The organism is Achromobacter sp. GbtcB20, assembly GCF_019091095.1.
In the GTDB taxonomy this organism is placed as follows: Bacteria; Pseudomonadota; Gammaproteobacteria; order Burkholderiales; family Burkholderiaceae_B; genus Achromobacter; species Achromobacter mucicolens.
Genome location: NZ_JAGXJZ010000543.1, coordinates 1 through 270, shown reverse-complemented (window position 1 = coordinate 270; position 270 = coordinate 1). Strand labels below are relative to the sequence as shown.

Genomic DNA, 270 nt, shown 5'->3' with positions numbered 1-270 from the left:
AAGTCGCCGCCGGCCACCTACGACAACACATCGATCGCACCGGAAAGATTGGTCGTGATCATGGTCGCAAAGCCACCTATCACCTGCCGTACGGTCGAGAACATTTGCACCGTGTGTGCGCCGCTGGTGTACAGCACCTTGAACACACCTGCGATCACTTGGCCAATGGATTTGAGGCGGTCACCCTCGGTCATCGCCGTTAAGAACGCACCAGCCAGGCTGTTCAAGGTAGGTAGCAGTTCGGCGGCGATGCCGCGGGCCACGCCCTGG

The 270-nt window shown here is 60.0% G+C and carries 1 protein-coding gene; it reads right to left on the bottom strand.

The window, feature by feature from the left end:
* Positions 1–17: 17 nt before the first annotated feature.
* Positions 18–270: hypothetical protein (locus KVT32_RS30145; protein ID WP_217619435.1), on the bottom strand; the 253-nt coding region annotated here is incomplete at its 5' end.